The organism is Synechococcus sp. CS-197, from assembly GCF_025128215.1.
Classification (GTDB): Bacteria; Cyanobacteriota; Cyanobacteriia; order PCC-6307; family Cyanobiaceae; genus Synechococcus_C.
The window spans coordinates 1-13,959 of sequence record NZ_JAHLZC010000019.1 but is presented as its reverse complement, the minus strand read 5'-3'; the positions used below and the strand labels follow the sequence as shown (position 1 = coordinate 13,959).

Sequence of the window (13,959 nt, the reverse complement as noted above, 5' to 3'; positions counted from 1 at the left end):
TTCCTTGGAGAGGCCGTCATGAGGGACTGGTGGAATTGGTCACAGTCCACCGAAAGCGATCCACAGAGCTTCGGGATTGTCGGCGTCGGGCGTTTCGGGAGCGCAGTCTGTCGTCAGCTGATGCAGAACGGCGCTGAAGTGCTTGCCGTGGATCGTTCCTCCAAGGCGATCGAGGAACTGCGCCAGCTCGAACCTTCCATCGAAGCGCGGGTGGTGGATTGCACCGATGAGGAGTCACTGCGTGAGGCAGGCATCCTCGACATGGACACCGTCGTTGTGGCCATCAGTGAACCGATCGAAGCCAGCATCACAGCCACGCTCATTGCGAAGGACAGTCCAGGGACTCGCGTGCGTCAGGTGATCGCAAGAGCCACCAGCGATCTGCACGAAAAGATGCTGAAGCGTGTTGGTGCTGATCGTGTGGTGTTCCCTTCACGCATGCAAGGTGAACGCTTGGGGATCGAGCTGGTTCGCCCCAATCTGATGGAACGGCTCGAGCTCGATGAGCATCACTCGATTGAGGAGATCAAAGTTCCTGAGCGCTTTGTGGGCCGATCCCTGCGGGATCTGAATCTGCGCAAAAACCACAGGGTGAACGTGCTCGCGGCAGGCCCTGCTGGGGAACTGCTGGTGAATCCACCCGCCTCGCATGTTCTTCTCGACGGTCATGTGCTGGTCGTCATGGGCCTCACGGAAGACCTTCAGAATCTTCCAAGAACCTGAGCAGCTCTCGATCATGCGCGTGCTCGGATTGATGAGCGGTACCAGCGCCGATGGAGTTGACGCAGCGCTCGCGCAGTTCCATGGCAGACCAGAAGCACCGCACTGGGATCTGCTGAACACCGCGTCGGTGCCCTATCCCTCAGCACTGAAAGAGCGACTGATTCGCATGGCTCAGGGTGAACCCACCCGCGCCTGCGATGTCCTGGAGATGTCCGAGGCAGTCACAGAGATCCAGGCGGCAGCAGCCCATCTCTGCGACCCCGAGCAGTCGGCATCCCTGCTGGGCTGCCATGGCCAGACGATGTGGCACCGCCCGCCTGTACCTTCAGGCGAGTCGTCGAGGGAGTCCGGCCGCCGAGGCGCCAGTTGGCAGATGCTCCAGGCCCCACTCCTGGCGCACCTCAGCGGCAGACCTGTGATCCACGACTTCCGAGCCGCCGATCTTGCCCTTGGAGGACAGGGCGCACCCTTGGTTCCCATGGCCGATGCGGCGCTCATGGGTCGCATCGATGGCTGGCGAGGGCTTCTGAATCTGGGTGGAATCGCCAACATCACACTGATTCCTCCAAACGCCGGGCCCGATCGCCAGCACCCTGTCCTGGGATGGGATTGCGGGCCGGCCAACACCCTGATGGACCTGGCGATGACCCGCCTCAGCGGCGGGCAGGACACGTTCGACCTGGATGGAGCGCTGGCGGGCCGCGGCACCGTCTGCGAGGAGACGCTCGAGCGATGGCTTCAGGAGCCTTATTTCCTCAGTTCCCCGCCGAAATCCACCGGGCGTGAGGTGTTTGGACAAGACGATCTCAACCGACGACTGCAACAGCTGGCCCCCCATTCAGCCGCAAACCAGCTGGCCACCCTCACCGCCTTCAGCGCCGCCGTGGTGGCACAGGATCTGCGCCGGCTGACAGCAACGGGCCAGCCTCAACCCGTGGAGCTGCTGGTTGCAGGCGGGGGGTGCAGGAATCAAACCCTGATGCGGCAGCTCAGGCGGCGGTGCCTCGGGGTGCGGGTCCGCCCGAGCAGCGACTTGAATCTCCCCACCCAGTTCCGCGAAGCACTCGTCTTTGCGCTTCTGGCCTGGTGGCACCAACGCGGCCACCCAGGCAACGCTCCGGCGATTACTGGCGCAGCAAAAGCCACAGTGCTGGGCCTGCGCGTCAACCCGGCCTGATCAGTTGCCAGAGCGATCGGGACGGTGCAACCGCATCCGGCGCGGTGCACCACGCAACCGCCGGGGCTGCTGGGATTCGAGAGCTGAGCGCAGACGATCGGTCGGGGATTGGGGGGGAGCAGACGCCGGGGAGCGAAAAGCCGATTCCCCCTGCTCCAAACGCTGAACCCCCTGCTGAATCAACACCTTGGCCATGTTGCTCACAGTGCGTGATTCCTGCTCGGCGAGTGCCGTGAGGCGCAGGCAGAGATCTTCCGGGAGCACCACCTGGATCCGTGGCGACTTCGGCTTCCCGCTGGATGAGGTTTGGCGGGTTGCCACGACCGCAGAGGCAGAGCTACTTAAAAGTGTACAGAGATGCGCAAGGATAGTATCCAGCACTATGCTGATGGCATCGATCCGACCTCTGACGCCCGCCTCCACTCCAAGGTTCAACGCAACGGTTCCTTCATCCGCACTTGCTTCTCGACGTTCAGCCAGGACTGCCATGCCCCGTTCCTCCAGCCAGGCCACCAGCACTCGCAAGCCAACGCCTCGCACCAGGCGCACCGGCGGTGCACGCCGGACCCGTCGTGCCACTGAAAACAGTGACGTCTTGGTGTCTGCCGTGATCAGCACCTACCTGCTGACCCACCTGCACCATGTTCTTCAACGCGCTGAATACGGCGCCGTTCAGGAAGGGCGTCCATCCCAGGCCGCCAACTACGCCCAGTTGCGCAAGGTTCTCTGCATGGATGCGCGAAGCATGGAAGACGCCTCAGCCGCAGGCCTCAAGGAGGCGGATCTCGATCAAGCCGCCTAGACAACACGCCGCCTTCAGAGCTCGCCGCTTCAACAGAGCTTGCGGTTTTGGGCTGATCCGCCCGTTGTGAATACTCTGCGGTGAGTCAGGGATGGGCCATGGGCAACGCTGCCGCGCTCTACGAACGCATCGAAAGTGACCGTGATCTCACCCGCTCGCTTTTTCGGCAAGCCCTGCAGAACCCTGCTGGGGCCATCGATGCCATCTGCGCGATCGGGGAGCAACTTCAGCTCCCTGTGACGGTCGACGAGGTGAAAGCTCACATCAGCAATCTTGACGACGATCTCAGCAAGCAATGGCTGATCAAAGCGAGAGGGGGGCTTTGACTGGCACTGAAACCTGAGGCTTGGGCGAAGGGTTCACACGACGTTCCCGTGGTCCGCCTCCGCCAGCCCAGCTGAAGAACAGCCAGTAACTCACCAAAGCCAATCCTGCAGCGACCACAAGCGCTGCCACCTGCTCAAGCCTCCGCATCACCGCCGTCTCATCGATCACCAGTCTGCCCTCACCACGGCACGGGATGATGAGGGCATCTGCCTTCGCCCCTGTGCTGCGACTTGAGCGCGTCAGCAAGATCTATCCCACCGGGGAAGTGCTCCGCGATGTGACCTGGGAGGTCAAAGACGGTGACCGCATCGGCCTTGTGGGGGTGAACGGAGCGGGGAAATCCACGCAGATGAAATTGATCGCCGGCCTGGAAGAACCCAGCAGCGGCCAGATCGTGCGTCAGGGAGAGCCGCGCATCGCCTTTCTTCAGCAGGAATTCGACGTGGACCCCGAGAGAACGGTCCGCGAAGAGCTGTTCCAAGCCTTTGGCGAAGCAGCACAGGTGCTGAGTGAGCAGAAACAGGTTGAGCTGGCCATGGCATCCGAGCAGGCAGCGTCCGATCCAGATCATCTCGACCAACTCATCCACCGCCTCGGGGCTCTCCAAACCCGTTTTGAGTCCCTGCATGGTTACGAACTGGATGCTCGGATCGACAAGCTTCTGCCCACCATCGGCTTCTCAGCTGAAGCGGCGGAACAGCTGGTGAAGGACTATTCCGGGGGCTGGCAAATGCGCATCGCTCTCGGCAAGATCCTTCTTCAGGATCCGGATCTGCTGCTTCTCGACGAACCGACCAATCACTTGGACGTGGAAACGATCCAATGGCTTGAGGACTACCTCAAGACGCAGACCGCAGCCTTGGTGGTGATCAGTCACGACCGAGCCTTTCTTGATCAGGTGTGCAATCAAATCGTGTCCACCGAGCGGGGAATCTCCCGCGCCTACCTGGGGAACTACACAGCTCACCTCGAGCAGAAGCAGCAGGAGCAGGAGGCCACCCAGGCAGCGTTTGATCGCCAGCAGAAGGACATCGCCGCCCAGCAGGCCTACATCGACCGATTCCGTGCCAGTGCAACCCGCAGCACCCAGGCGAAGAGCCGGGAAAAGCAGCTCGAGAAAGTCGAGCGCGTTGAGGCACCGATCGAATCGGTTTCAGGGCCAAGCTTCCGCTTTCCCCCAGCACCACGGTCCGGGGCCCAGGTAGCTCTGATCGACAACCTCACCCACAGCTACGGAGACAAGATCCTGTTCCTGGGCGCCGAACTGGAAGTGGAGCGAGGCGACAGGATCGCCTTCGTTGGCCCGAATGGTGCGGGCAAATCCACTCTTCTGCGCCTGGTGATGGGGCTGGAAACCCCAGACGAAGGGTCCGCCACTCTTGGCGAACACAACATCGTGGCGAGCTATTTCGAACAGAACCAGGCGGAGGCCCTGGATCTCAGCAAAACGGTGATCGACACCCTGTTCGAAGCAGTACCGGACTGGACCCAGACCCAGGTGCGCTCTCTTCTGGGGAGCTTTTGCTTCAGCAACGAGAGCGTCTTCAAAGAAGTGGGACAACTCAGCGGCGGCGAGAAGGCGCGCCTGGCCCTGGCCCTCATGCTCTTGAGCCCCTGCAATCTGCTGGTTCTTGATGAGCCGACCAACCACCTCGACATTCCTGCCAAGCAAATGCTCGAGGATGCGCTCTGTGCCTACGAAGGGGCTGCCCTACTCGTGTCGCACGACCGCTACTTCATTTCCCGGGTGGCAAACCGAATCGTGGAACTCCGCGACGGAGAGCTTGTGCTGTACCGCGGGGATTACAACTACTACCTGGAGAAGAAAACGGAGGAGCGCCAAGCTGCCGAGGAGGCGCTGCAGAAAGCGGAGCAGGAGGCCAAGCGCCAGGCCAAACGCGAGAAACAGAAAGAACGCGAAAGCCGGCGCAAGAAAGCTGCATAACGCAACAATTCAACACGGCAAGATGAAACTTCACGAACAGCTAGGAAGGAAGACTCATTTGCCTTTACCCACTCAAAACGTGTGCATAAGCTGACATCACTGATCCCGGCAGCTGATGACACACCCAGGAACCCTGCCCGCTGGCCGCAACCAGAGCCAGGCCAATGCAGCGGACCATGAACAGACCTGGGATGCAGTAGAGACCTATTTCGAATGCATCACCACGTGCAATCTTGACGACGGCGAATGCATCACGCGCTGCGTCGAGCAGCTGCGCGATGCGGATGAGGATTGATCAGCGCATCTTCAGGGCGCGCATGTCCACCGGCGTCACCGTGATGGGAAGCGAGCGGCCCTGACGCTCGACCCGGAGCTCCAGGGGTCGCCCCACGCCACTGCGATCAATCGCCGTCACCACCTCCGCAGGGCTCTTCACAGCCACACCTGCTACGGCCACGATCACATCGTTCACCTGCAACCCTCCCCGAGCGGCAGGACCACCTGAAACCACTGAGCGCACGACGGCCCCAGGAGGTGTCACGCCTCCCGGAGCGGACGCAGGAATCGAGGAAAGGCCAATTCCCACCATCGGATGACTGGCACGTCCCTGCTCGACGAGTTGCATGGCAATGGTCTTGGCCCGGTTGATCGGGATCGCGAATCCCAATCCAGCACCCGGCCCTGATCGCACCAACGTGTTAATTCCCACGACTTCTCCACTGGCATTGAGCAGCGGGCCACCTGAGTTACCTGGATTGATCGCTGCATCCGTCTGGATCAAATCCAGGCGTTTCCCCTGGATTCCCAGCTGGGACACATTGCGATTCAAATTGCTCACAATGCCGAGGGTGACCGTGTTCTCAAGTCCGAAAGGATTGCCCACAGCGATCGCCCAATCGCCAACACGAAGCTGATCGGAATTGCCGAGGGGCGCCGTTGGCCAGCTGTTACCACCCTTGAGTTTCACCACAGCCAGATCCGTCACGGAATCCTGTCCCACCACCTGCCCAGACACACGACGACCATCTGGAAGACCCACCGTGACTTGGTCGGTGTTTTCCACGACGTGAGCATTGGTGAGGACGAGGCCCTGAGCATCAAAAATCACACCACTGCCCTGGCCGCGCTCCACCCGAGAGCGAGGAGAAGGTTGACCCTGCAACCCGAAAAAGCGTTGAAAGAAGGGGTCCATCAGAAGCCCCTGGGGCAGGCCATTGCCTGCTGATGCCCGCACCGTGCGTTGCGTCTCGAGTGTGACGACAGCAGGACCGCTTCGCGCCACTGCACCGGCAACAAAAGACTGCGAAGACAGCTGCGAAGACAGCACGGATGCTGGCGCTGGAACAGCCTTCACAGGCCTGATCTCCCACGGGGCCACCAAAGGGCCGAACAGGGACGCGGTCAGCATCAGAGACATCAGACCACGGCTGTCGCTGAGGCGTCGTGCCGAAATCCGAAGAGCGGAGGGAACAGCCACAGCCATGGCAAGAAGGGCGTTGAATCTTGCACCCGACCGTAGGGAGCAATCCTGATATGAGGCAGAGGGACAACCGCCCGTTTCATGACCGGATGCGACCGGTGCCGTGGAAATGATGCCGGTATCTACCCCCTGAAGCGATGATGGAGACGGAGGAATGCGCCCGAATGCCATTCAGATTTCCGCCATGCTGAGTACCGTTTTTCCACTGATTTACGGCCTGATCTTCATGGCCCTGCTCTGGCAGGCGTTCAAGGTGATGGGCCGGGGCTTCAGTGCAGCAGGCAAACCCCTCAATGCGTCAGATAGTCGCAGGGATCGAACCGGAAAGGTGACCATCCACCCCGAGCTTCTGGATGGCGAAGGCCGCCTCACCGAAGAGGACCTGCTGACAGTTCGCTTCAGCGACGACGACGAAGACAAACCTGCCGATCGCTCCAGTGAATAAGTTGGAGGAATGAGCTGCAAGACGGCTCGTTTCGGACTCGTAGGGGGAACTTCCTGGTGGACCAAAGAACGCGGATCGTTGCTGCAGTGATCAAATCCGTGAAGTTGCCGCCCCGTTTCCGGCTTCGTCTTCTCAAAGAAGATCCCGTTCGCCTGGAGCTGAGCCTGACTCCGGCCTACGGCAAAGACCCCGTGCAGGTTGGCCTGGTCGAGTCGCTCGACCTCGTGGCCCGCAGGGATCGTGAAGGACGCATTCCCAGAGACCTCCAGGGGACATGGGACTGGACGGTGCGGCACGGCAAGGTGAGCACCGGTGGCTGGAACCCTTACCTCAAGGAAGCCCTGCAGACCATGTTCGAAACCGGGCTTCCAGCCATCGTGTACGAGGAGCTCACCGGCGAGGAGTACCACCCGGTTGATGGCGCCAGACACGTGCGCTGATCTGGCACGGATCTGTGAAGCCCTGCAAACCGGAACTAGCCCTCAAGGACGCGCCGGCCTAGAACAGAATCACTTCGGCCTTTAAGGTTTTCTTCATGGCCACACTCCGCTTCCGATTCGCGCCTCTTGTGCGGCTGCTCGCTGCCATGGGGGCCCTCAGCAGTCTTCTTCTGCTCGGAGTGCTCGAACTCCTCAGCTAACGGGAGCTGCCCCTGACGGGTTCCTTTCCCATCGATCCCCTGCTGCCGGAGCTGCAGTCCCTGCTCTGTCCAGGGGCCACCGTGATCCTGCAGGCTCCTCCAGGAGCTGGAAAAACCACCCGGGTTCCGCTGGCGCTGATCGGCGAGCTTGCTGGTGGTGCGTCCATCGAAGGCAAGATCCTCCTGATCGAACCCAGGCGACTGGCAGCTCGAGCAGCAGCAGCGCGTCTTGCGGACTCTCTCGGCGAACCCATCGGCGAACGGGTGGGTTACTCAGTACGCAACGAACAGAGGCGATCCTCAAGAACCTGCATTGAAGCCATCACCGATGGCCTATTCCTGCGCAGGCTGCAGGCCCATCCCGATCTCACCGGGGTGTCCTGCGTGATCTTCGATGAGTTTCATGAACGCCGTCGCGACAGCGACGTCGCCCTTGCACTGCTGAGGGAAGCCAGAGAGCTGCTCAGGCCCGATCTCCGACTGCTTTTGATGTCGGCCACACTCCAGCTGGGCGACCTCAGCCGACAGTTGGACGGCGCGAGGACACTGTGCAGCGAGGGACGGGCCTTCCCCGTCGAGACCCTTCACTGTGCACCGCGCAACCAGGAGTCCCTTGATCAGCATGTGCTCCGCGCGCTTGAGGCGGAACTGCCCTATCTGGACAGCGAAGGGCTGCCCAACGCCCATCCTCCAGTTGTCCTGGTCTTTCTCCCAGGTCTCAAGGAAATTGAACGCTGCCTGCGGCGAATCAAAAGCTCAAACCAGCTGAAGGCCTGGGAGAGCGTGCCCCTTCACGGACAGCTGTCGCTGAAGCAACAGGCCTACGCCCTTCAACCCTGCAATCGCGAATGGGACGGCCGCGTGGTGCTCGCCACATCCATTGCTGAGAGCTCACTCACCCTGAACGGCGTGCGACTCGTGATCGACGCCGGCCTGAGCCGTCACACGCGGTTTGACCCGGGCACGGGCATGGAGGGGCTGGAGACAGTGCCCGCCAGTCAAGCCAGCGCTGATCAACGACGGGGCCGTGCCGGACGACAGGCGCCTGGGCGCTGCGTTCGCCTTTGGTCTCCAGCCGAACAACAGCGTCGTCCTCTGCAAGATCTGCCAGAACTCCAACGAGCTGACCCGCAACCAACCCTGCTCGATCTCGCCCGCTGGGGAGCAGGGCTAGGACAGGAGCTTGCCTGGCTGGAGCCACCTCCTCAAGCTCTCTTTCTTGAAGGGCGTCAGCAGCTGCAGCAGCTCGGCCTCATTGATCGCGAAGGGCAAATCACCCAGGAAGGGCGCCATGTGGCGACCTTCGGCGTTCATCCAAGGTTGGGACTGATGATGGCGCAAGCCCGTCGCTGGGGAGTCGAGCCGCTTGGCTGCGATCTCGCGGCGCTGCTGAGCGAAAGAAACTCTCCGGCCCTGCGTGCCGAAGGGAGCGACCTCCTTCGCGGCCTTCAGACGCTGCGGCAATCGAAAGGGCGCCATGCAACCACAGGTGCTGGGGCCATCCTTCAACAAAGCAGGCAATGGCAACGAGAGCTGGACAGGCTCAAGGACATTCCCCGCGGCACTCCCCCGCATGAGACCTGGGACTTGATGGCTGGAGTGCTGGTGGCGAAAGCCTTTCCCGAATGGCTGGCTCGCGCACGCGACCAACGCCCTGGGCAGTTCCTGCTGAGGCAAGGACGAGGAGCAACCCTCCCAGACCACGATCCCTTGCACCATGCCGAAGCGCTCGCTGTGGCCCAACTCGATCTCAGTGGTCGTGACGCCCGCATCCGCCTTGCCGTGCCCATGCCCAGAAGCTGGCTTGAAAACCTTGCTGAATCCGAGGGTCAGTGGCGGGAAGACGTCGATTGGGACGACCGGCAACAGAAAATCCGCGCTGAACGGATCCTGTCGCTCGGCGCTCTCGAGCTGAAACGTCAGCCGTGGCCCAAACCCTCAGCCGAGGCCATCAGCGCAGTCTTACTCGAACGACTCCGGCGCGAAGGCTTAGCGCTGTTGCCCTGGAGTAAGCGCAATGAACAACTACGCCGACGGCTGCAGCTGGCCCATCTGCGCATTGGCACACCATGGCCATGCCGTGAAACGTCCTTTCTCCAAGACCATCCTGAGCACTGGCTGATGGATGCCAGCCTGGAGTGCCGCAGCTGGGGGGAGCTGGATGAAGCGATCCTGACGCAGTCGCTTTGGGGAGATGTTGCCTGGAGCGATCGGCGCGAACTTGATGCATTGCTACCCACGACCATTCGCATCCCCAGCGGGCGCGACGCAGCACTCACCTATGAAGAGGAGGGGGTCGTTCTCGCCGTGAAGCTTCAAGAGATGTTTGGCTGCACAACCAGTCCTCACCTCCTGAACGGAGCCCTTCCGATCACGCTGGAACTGCTCTCTCCGGCAGGCCGCCCCCTGCAACGCACAAGGGATTTACAAGGTTTCTGGAACGGCAGCTATCACGACGTTCGCAAGGAAATGCGCGGCCGATACCCCAAGCATCCATGGCCCGAGCGCCCAGCCGAGGCGGTGGCAACGCGCAAAACCAAAAAGGCCTCCTGATGTCGCCGTTGCGACAGTCAATAAAAGTCAACCCTTTGTTACATTGGACCAGTTACAGGCCTTCCACCATGTCTGATTCCGCACAACCCCGCTTCGGCTTCGTCAACTTCGCTGAAACCTGGAACGGCCGTCTGGCCATGCTCGGTTTCGTGATCGGTCTTGGCACCGAGCTGCTCACCGGCCAGGGCATCCTGACCCAAATCGGCCTCGGCTGATTCAGCCTCAAGCTCCAATTGCTTTTGAAAGCCCACTGATCTCCAGTGGGCTTTTTCATTGTGAGAACGGCTCTACGAGAGAGTGAAGGTCGTGTTGTGAGTCGATTGCTTCCGTTTTTTGCCAAGAACCGCCGCGATGGTGCGCGGTTGCTCAGCAGTGCGCTGGTGATTCTTGCGGTTGCCCTGACGCAACTGACCCAACCCTGGGGGCAGGTCGTCAGTGTGATCGCCAGTGCCCTCTGCCTCTATTGGTGGTTCGCGTACCGCCGCCTTGAACGCTGACTCCATTCCGAGCTACTCCGTCCAGGAGTTGAACGCTTCCGTCGGGGCCCTGCTCGAACGAGGCTTTGCCCCCAGATTTCTGGTGCACGGCAGTGCTTTGCGTCCACAGATCAAAAAGGGGCATCTCTGGCTCACGCTCAGCGATGGAGACGCCAGCATCACCGTTGTGTGCTGGGCTTCAAGACTGAAGCAGCTGAACTTTGTCCCCACTGAGGGCGAGGGCGTCACGGTGGTGGGAAAGCTGAATTTCTGGTCCGCTCGGGCCAGCCTTGCCGTTCAGGCGATCGACCTGCGTCCCAGCAGAAGCACGATCGAGCGCCGCTATGAGGCGGTCAAAGAGCTCCTCAGCCAAGAGGGATTAATTGATCCTTCGCGCAAAAGGTTCCTTCCTCCAGTACCCAAACGGATTGCCCTGCTCACGAGCGTTCCGAGCTCAGCTCTCGCCGACATGTTGCGCACAGCCCAGGAACGCTGGCCCTTGACCGAGCTGCTCGTGATCCCCATCCCCGTGCAGGGTGATGTGGCACCAAAGATCTGCTCTGTGCTGGAGCGCTTGGCAGAGCGTGTGGAGTCCTTGCAGGTGAATGCAGTCGTTTTGGCGCGTGGGGGTGGAAGCCGAGAGGACCTGATGGTTTTCGACGATGAATCGCTCTGTCGAAGGTTGGCGCACTTCCCAGTACCGGTGGTGACAGGCCTAGGCCATGAAGACGATCGAACCGTTGCTGATCTCGTCGCCGATTTCCGAGCCGCCACACCAACGGCTGCAATTGTGAGCCTCCTACCCACCCGAACCTCAGCACTGCAGTTCCTCAGTCAATGCCGACAACAACTCCAACAGTCGCAACGTTGGAGGCTGCGCCGAGAGAAGGAGCGATTGCTCCAAAGACGAGACACCCTGCGTCGCTCCAATCCAGCTGCGGGTGTCGCACGACGACGTGATCGCCTGGAACAACGGCGGCAGCTGCTGCAGGCCCTGTCTCCCCAACGATGGTTAGCCCGTGGTTTCGCCACTGTGAGCAACAGCGACGGACGCCTGCTTCAATCCGTCGCTGATGCCCGTCCATCGCAGCCACTGATCATCCACCTCAGCGACGGAGAGATCGATGTGAACACAGTGGCCATCAGGAGTAGCAGATCCTGACATCCATCCATCAGACGCCAACAAGCCCACACGGTCACGAGTGCAATGCCCCGCCAATCGAAGTCCAAAAAAGACAATGCCCAGGCCCAGTGGAAAGAGGATGCCGCCACGCTGAGCTACGAGGAGTCTCTCCAGGCCTTGGATTTGCTTCTGACCAAACTTCAGGATGATTCGATCCCATTGTCTGAATTGCAAGGAGGACATCAGCGGGCCGAGATCTATCTGAACCGCTGCGAAGATCTCCTTCAAGAGGTTGAACAGAGCGTTGCCGTACTCAACCCCGATACGCTGGAACCCGAAACAACGGATCATCCACCTGGTGTCTAAAGCATTGCCCTGGATCTATCTCGTTCTTGCGGCGCTCGGCGCCTTTTTGCCATGGCAAGCCAATCTTGAATTCATGCAAGCAAGTGCCACAGGTGGGTTTGACCTCGCTGGTTTCATTGCAGATGCCAACATCACAGCGGCTTCGCGCTCTCTCAGCCGTGACCTTCTGATCGCCGCAAGCGCTTTCTCCATTTGGATCGTCTTCGAAGGACGTCGGCTTCAAGTCAAAGGCTGGCGATTAACACTTCTTGCATGTGTCACCGTTTCTTTTGCCTGCGGAGGTCCCTTGTTCCTCTATCTACGCGAGCGACGTTTGAACGAATTGAATACAGACGCATCTGAAATGTCTCCTGAAAACCCCTCGGCATAATTCGCCTGAATCGAGTTCAACGGTCGACATCCTCTGCCGTGATATCAATCGTGGCCGAACTGGCTGGTGTTGCATCGGCATCAAATGAACTGGCCCCTGATGGCTGGGGCTCACTTTCCAAAACAGAGCCGCAGGCAGCGCAAACCGTCGCTGAACCGATGTTGGTCGTCCCACAACGTCCGCATACCTTGAACTGACTTTGCATTCGCTTCCAGCCCAACCAGCCAAGCCCCCCCAACACAAGCGACAGGCTCAGCAGAACAAGAGCTGCTCCGCCGAAAATACCAACCAGAGCACGTCCAGCCGTCGTTGGCAGCAACAACAGCAGTGCGATCAACCAAACGAGAGGTGGAACACGACCCATTCACGACCTCAGATGAAACGAACAGAATCCATAATGACCTGAATCCCTGATCAATGGATCCGAGAAGCAAGCGGATCTCCACACTGCTTCTGCCTCAACAACGCAAGCTCAACGCTCCAACACTGACCAAAATAAATCACAACGCCCACCATATACACCCACAATGTGAGCACCAAAACGCCCCCAATCACGCCATAGGCTTGAAAGCGGGCTCCCAAAGAGAGGATGCTTCGACTCACCGCAAGATTCAAAACTGTGAGCAAAAATCCAATCAACAATGACCCGGGAATCAGAGGAGGGAAAGGCACTTTGCGGCTTGGCAAGAGAGCCTGCAACAACAGTGCCATAGCAGAAAATCCTGCAAAAGAAAACAACACACGCCCAACCTGGATCAGCGGGAACACATCCATAAAATCTGCAAGCCAAGGAAGAGTTTGCTGCAAATCTTGCACGACGCCAGCAGGAATCATTCGCAAATTGGCACTGATCTGATCCGCAACAATCAAAAGCCCAATAAGAATAACGATAAAGAACGCTTCAATCCGCACCCGTACAAACTGAAAGGCCTGCGCTCCAAATGGAATGCTCTCCGGCAACGGTCGAAGGGCATCTTTCCAAAGGCGATCCGCACCTCGCTGCAACGTTAAATAAACATTCCCTGCAGTAACAAGCAGAACTGCAGCACCAAGAAGTCCTGCACCAAAGCCCTGCTGCACCAGCTGAATCAACGTCTGTCGCACAATTGCAACAGCAGGAGGCGGCAAAACGCCACTGGCATAACTAATGATTTCTTGATCGAGATTATCCTGCCTTCCCAACAAAAATGAAGCAAGGGACAAGGAAATCAGAAGGATCGGGAAAATCGACTGCAGTGTGTAATACGCAAAAGCAGCACTGAGATCCACACAGTCTGTTCCCGCCCAACGTTGATAAGCCAACCAGAGAGAACGCACGATTCGGCGCAGAAGTAGCCGTTTGGCCATCAGATCAAGATTGCACCGTACCTCCAAACTAGCGCGCACAAAAGAAGCCACAAAAAAAGCCACCCCTACCGGGATGGCTTTCTTTGGATCACGTCCGTGATCAGAATGTTTTACCTGGCATCGAGCTATTTTCTCAGGGGGCTACCCCCCAAATATCGTCGCCGCTGCTGCGTTTCACAACCGAG

The 13,959-nt window shown here is 59.6% G+C and carries 19 protein-coding genes; 14 read left to right on the top strand and 5 right to left on the bottom strand.

Annotated features, from left to right (window positions below):
* Nucleotides 1–18: 18 nt before the first annotated feature.
* Both KQ296_RS08620 and KQ296_RS08615 read left to right on the top strand, forming a co-directional pair.
* Nucleotides 19–723 carry a TrkA family potassium uptake protein gene (locus tag KQ296_RS08620; protein ID WP_011934067.1) on the top strand — a complete coding sequence of 235 codons (705 nt, stop codon included), beginning with the start codon at nucleotides 19–21 and terminating at the stop codon, nucleotides 721–723.
* A 13-nt stretch (nucleotides 724–736) separates the two neighbouring features.
* On the top strand, nucleotides 737–1,900 hold the full coding sequence (locus tag KQ296_RS08615; RefSeq protein WP_011934068.1) for an anhydro-N-acetylmuramic acid kinase: 1,164 nt from the start codon (nucleotides 737–739) through the stop codon (nucleotides 1,898–1,900).
* Here the strand turns inward: KQ296_RS08615 and KQ296_RS08610 are convergent, their stop codons facing one another.
* Nucleotides 1,901–2,221 (bottom strand): ribbon-helix-helix domain-containing protein, encoded by a 321-nt coding sequence (locus KQ296_RS08610; protein WP_011934069.1) that lies wholly within the window; start codon nucleotides 2,219–2,221, stop codon nucleotides 1,901–1,903. It abuts the gene before it with no gap.
* Between the two features lie 166 nt (nucleotides 2,222–2,387).
* On the opposite strand from KQ296_RS08610, the gene KQ296_RS08605 reads away from it, so the two are divergent.
* Entirely contained in the window at nucleotides 2,388–2,702 is a 315-nt protein-coding gene (locus tag KQ296_RS08605) for a hypothetical protein (protein WP_011934070.1), read from the top strand.
* A 98-nt stretch (nucleotides 2,703–2,800) separates the two neighbouring features.
* Nucleotides 2,801–3,028, top strand: a complete 228-nt coding sequence (locus KQ296_RS08600) for a hypothetical protein (protein ID WP_011934071.1) — start codon at nucleotides 2,801–2,803, stop codon at nucleotides 3,026–3,028.
* Here KQ296_RS08600 and KQ296_RS08595 read toward each other — a convergent pair.
* Nucleotides 3,006–3,197, bottom strand: a complete 192-nt coding sequence (locus KQ296_RS08595) for a hypothetical protein (RefSeq protein ID WP_011934072.1) — start codon at nucleotides 3,195–3,197, stop codon at nucleotides 3,006–3,008. The genes KQ296_RS08600 and KQ296_RS08595 overlap by 23 nt on opposite strands.
* A gap of 52 nt (nucleotides 3,198–3,249) precedes the next feature.
* Here KQ296_RS08595 and KQ296_RS08590 point away from each other — a divergent pair, with 52 nt between their 5' ends.
* Both KQ296_RS08590 and KQ296_RS08585 read left to right on the top strand, forming a co-directional pair.
* Complete coding sequence (locus tag KQ296_RS08590) at nucleotides 3,250–4,974, top strand: ATP-binding cassette domain-containing protein (protein ID WP_041428956.1); 1,725 nt, start codon at nucleotides 3,250–3,252, stop codon at nucleotides 4,972–4,974.
* Between the two features lie 115 nt (nucleotides 4,975–5,089).
* Nucleotides 5,090–5,269 carry a hypothetical protein gene (locus KQ296_RS08585; RefSeq protein WP_011934074.1) on the top strand — a complete coding sequence of 60 codons (180 nt, stop codon included), beginning with the start codon at nucleotides 5,090–5,092 and terminating at the stop codon, nucleotides 5,267–5,269.
* On the opposite strand, the gene KQ296_RS08580 is transcribed toward KQ296_RS08585, so the two are convergent.
* The gene (locus KQ296_RS08580) at nucleotides 5,270–6,457 is read right to left on the bottom strand and encodes a trypsin-like peptidase domain-containing protein (RefSeq protein ID WP_011934075.1); all 1,188 of its coding nucleotides are present in this window, start codon (nucleotides 6,455–6,457) and stop codon (nucleotides 5,270–5,272) included.
* Nucleotides 6,458–6,638: 181 nt separating this feature from the next.
* Here KQ296_RS08580 and KQ296_RS08575 point away from each other — a divergent pair, with 181 nt between their 5' ends.
* The 8 genes from KQ296_RS08575 (at nucleotide 6,639) to KQ296_RS08540 (ending at nucleotide 12,427) form a co-directional block, all read left to right on the top strand.
* Nucleotides 6,639–6,899: a DUF2973 domain-containing protein gene (locus KQ296_RS08575; RefSeq protein WP_011934076.1), complete on the top strand. Its 261-nt coding sequence runs from the start codon at nucleotides 6,639–6,641 to the stop codon at nucleotides 6,897–6,899.
* 56 nt (nucleotides 6,900–6,955) lie between these two features.
* Nucleotides 6,956–7,339, top strand: a complete 384-nt coding sequence (locus KQ296_RS08570) for a hypothetical protein (protein ID WP_041428686.1) — start codon at nucleotides 6,956–6,958, stop codon at nucleotides 7,337–7,339.
* 230 nt (nucleotides 7,340–7,569) lie between these two features.
* Nucleotides 7,570–10,092, top strand: a complete 2,523-nt coding sequence (gene hrpB / locus KQ296_RS08565) for an ATP-dependent helicase HrpB (RefSeq protein WP_041428687.1) — start codon at nucleotides 7,570–7,572, stop codon at nucleotides 10,090–10,092.
* 68 nt (nucleotides 10,093–10,160) lie between these two features.
* Nucleotides 10,161–10,307 carry a high light inducible protein gene (locus KQ296_RS08560; protein ID WP_011934079.1) on the top strand — a complete coding sequence of 49 codons (147 nt, stop codon included), beginning with the start codon at nucleotides 10,161–10,163 and terminating at the stop codon, nucleotides 10,305–10,307.
* A gap of 96 nt (nucleotides 10,308–10,403) precedes the next feature.
* Nucleotides 10,404–10,589 carry a hypothetical protein gene (locus KQ296_RS08555; protein WP_186473503.1) on the top strand — a complete coding sequence of 62 codons (186 nt, stop codon included), beginning with the start codon at nucleotides 10,404–10,406 and terminating at the stop codon, nucleotides 10,587–10,589.
* Nucleotides 10,579–11,730 carry an exodeoxyribonuclease VII large subunit gene (xseA, locus tag KQ296_RS08550; protein ID WP_011934081.1) on the top strand — a complete coding sequence of 384 codons (1,152 nt, stop codon included), beginning with the start codon at nucleotides 10,579–10,581 and terminating at the stop codon, nucleotides 11,728–11,730. The genes KQ296_RS08555 and xseA overlap by 11 nt, the downstream gene beginning before the upstream one ends.
* 45 nt (nucleotides 11,731–11,775) lie before the next feature.
* On the top strand, nucleotides 11,776–12,057 hold the full coding sequence (xseB, locus tag KQ296_RS08545) for an exodeoxyribonuclease VII small subunit (protein ID WP_011934082.1): 282 nt from the start codon (nucleotides 11,776–11,778) through the stop codon (nucleotides 12,055–12,057).
* Entirely contained in the window at nucleotides 12,050–12,427 is a 378-nt protein-coding gene (locus KQ296_RS08540; RefSeq protein WP_011934083.1) for a DUF2834 domain-containing protein, read from the top strand. The genes xseB and KQ296_RS08540 overlap by 8 nt, the downstream gene beginning before the upstream one ends.
* 16 nt (nucleotides 12,428–12,443) lie before the next feature.
* Here the strand turns inward: KQ296_RS08540 and KQ296_RS08535 are convergent, their stop codons facing one another.
* Nucleotides 12,444–12,791 carry a hypothetical protein gene (locus KQ296_RS08535; RefSeq protein ID WP_011934084.1) on the bottom strand — a complete coding sequence of 116 codons (348 nt, stop codon included), beginning with the start codon at nucleotides 12,789–12,791 and terminating at the stop codon, nucleotides 12,444–12,446.
* A 50-nt stretch (nucleotides 12,792–12,841) separates the two neighbouring features.
* The gene (locus KQ296_RS08530; RefSeq protein WP_011934085.1) at nucleotides 12,842–13,774 is read right to left on the bottom strand and encodes a YihY/virulence factor BrkB family protein; all 933 of its coding nucleotides are present in this window, start codon (nucleotides 13,772–13,774) and stop codon (nucleotides 12,842–12,844) included.
* Nucleotides 13,775–13,959 lie beyond the last annotated feature (185 nt).

What these genes read in the sequence shown, in the direction of transcription:
- KQ296_RS08585 (WP_011934074.1), top strand. Translation starts at nt 5,090, where the DNA reads ATGACACACCCAGGAACCCTGCCCGCTGGCCGCAACCAGAGCCAGGCC.
- KQ296_RS08620 (WP_011934067.1), top strand. Translation starts at nt 19, where the DNA reads ATGAGGGACTGGTGGAATTGGTCACAGTCCACCGAAAGCGATCCACAG.
- KQ296_RS08615 (WP_011934068.1), top strand. Translation starts at nt 737, where the DNA reads ATGCGCGTGCTCGGATTGATGAGCGGTACCAGCGCCGATGGAGTTGAC.
- KQ296_RS08575 (WP_011934076.1), top strand. Translation starts at nt 6,639, where the DNA reads ATGCTGAGTACCGTTTTTCCACTGATTTACGGCCTGATCTTCATGGCC.
- xseB (WP_011934082.1), top strand. Translation starts at nt 11,776, where the DNA reads ATGCCCCGCCAATCGAAGTCCAAAAAAGACAATGCCCAGGCCCAGTGG.
- KQ296_RS08600 (WP_011934071.1), top strand. Translation starts at nt 2,801, where the DNA reads ATGGGCAACGCTGCCGCGCTCTACGAACGCATCGAAAGTGACCGTGAT.
- KQ296_RS08535 (WP_011934084.1), bottom strand. Translation starts at nt 12,791, where the DNA reads ATGGGTCGTGTTCCACCTCTCGTTTGGTTGATCGCACTGCTGTTGTTG.
- KQ296_RS08530 (WP_011934085.1), bottom strand. Translation starts at nt 13,774, where the DNA reads ATGGCCAAACGGCTACTTCTGCGCCGAATCGTGCGTTCTCTCTGGTTG.
- KQ296_RS08580 (WP_011934075.1), bottom strand. Translation starts at nt 6,457, where the DNA reads ATGGCTGTGGCTGTTCCCTCCGCTCTTCGGATTTCGGCACGACGCCTC.
- KQ296_RS08560 (WP_011934079.1), top strand. Translation starts at nt 10,161, where the DNA reads ATGTCTGATTCCGCACAACCCCGCTTCGGCTTCGTCAACTTCGCTGAA.
- KQ296_RS08605 (WP_011934070.1), top strand. Translation starts at nt 2,388, where the DNA reads ATGCCCCGTTCCTCCAGCCAGGCCACCAGCACTCGCAAGCCAACGCCT.